At 38.4% G+C, this 1266-nt stretch carries 1 protein-coding gene; it reads left to right on the plus strand.

The window, feature by feature from the left end:
- Positions 1-348 precede the first annotated feature (348 nt).
- Positions 349-852: an NUDIX domain-containing protein gene (locus tag ABES02_RS29755; protein WP_430141647.1), complete on the plus strand. Its 504-nt coding sequence runs from the start codon at positions 349-351 to the stop codon at positions 850-852.
- Positions 853-1266 lie beyond the last annotated feature (414 nt).

Below are 1266 nucleotides of genomic sequence, written 5' to 3' on the forward strand. Positions count from 1 at the left end.
TTAAAGACCGATTTAAAGACCGATTTAAAGACCGATTTAAGACTGATTAAAGCTCTCGATTAATGATTGAAGGGACTATATAAGGACAAGGACTGATAAGGATTTTTTGTAAGTTATTCGAAGAGGGCCGTTGGCATCGTCTAACACCGTATTCACGCTGCGGTCGCTATGCTCCATTGGTCTGCCAGGAGATAATTCGAAGGTGTAATATCAGGCAGACAATCCTGCGAACCTAAGTCCTGACGGACCCGGCACTGCGTGCCTTAAGGTTCTCGGATTCGTGAATACAAGAACGCTATGAGAAAGTGATGTAGTTATAAAACATTGTATAGTGGGAGATTATTCAAGATGATTCGAAATACAGTAAGAGCATTGATTATTCAGGAAGACAAGCTTTTATTAATAAAGAAAAAGAGACCGAATATAGGTATTTACTACGCATTACCTGGAGGAGCTCAAGAATCGAATGAAACATTGGAACAGGCTTTAATTCGCGAATGTATAGAAGAACTAGGTATTGAAATATCGAGTAGTAAGTTAGTCTGTATAAGAGAATACATATCGCGCAATCATGAATACTCTTTCATTATGAAGGAAGTTCATTCCATTGATTTTATTTATGAGTGCAACACTCAATTCCTTAATAATGAATTAAGAAGCTTACAAGCTGATGTTGGACAGGTCGGGATTGAATGGTTACCCATTAATGAAATTAAGAAGACAGTATATAAGTCAGAAGAATTATTAGAACCATATAAATTTCCTAGAACAACCAATGAATTCTTTAAAGAATATTTTTCAGATCATTTAATAAAACCATATTCTAGCAAGATATTTGAAAGTATTCCATAGAAGACATCACCATCTCATAACACCGTATCTACACTGCGTCGCTATCACTCCTCGGTCTACCCGAGGCTTTTCGAGGAAGCGGAGTCAGGCAGACAACCCTGCGAAGCTAAGTCCGCAAGCGGACCCGGCCGCTCAAGCGCCTTAAGCCTTTCGGGTTCGTAGATACAAGAACGTTATAAGAAATTGGCGCAGAACGTTATAATATAAGCCGAAATCGAACTATTCCCGTTTTTAATTGCTAAACCTGAAGGGCTAACAAGACTTAAAAGGATTGACAAGACTTAAAAGGACTGAGAAGACTTAAAGGACTGACAAGACTTAAAAGGACTGAGAAGACTTAAAGGACTGACAAGACTTAAAGGACTGAGAAGACTTAAAGGACTGACAAGACTTAAAGGACTGAGAAGACTTAAA

It is taken from the genome of Neobacillus pocheonensis, assembly GCF_050477905.1.
Classification (GTDB): domain Bacteria; phylum Bacillota; class Bacilli; order Bacillales; family Cytobacillaceae; genus Neobacillus; species Neobacillus pocheonensis_A.

Coding starts and splice junctions, on each gene's coding strand:
- ABES02_RS29755 (WP_430141647.1), top strand. CDS start 349: ATGATTCGAAATACAGTAAGAGCATTGATTATTCAGGAAGACAAGCTT.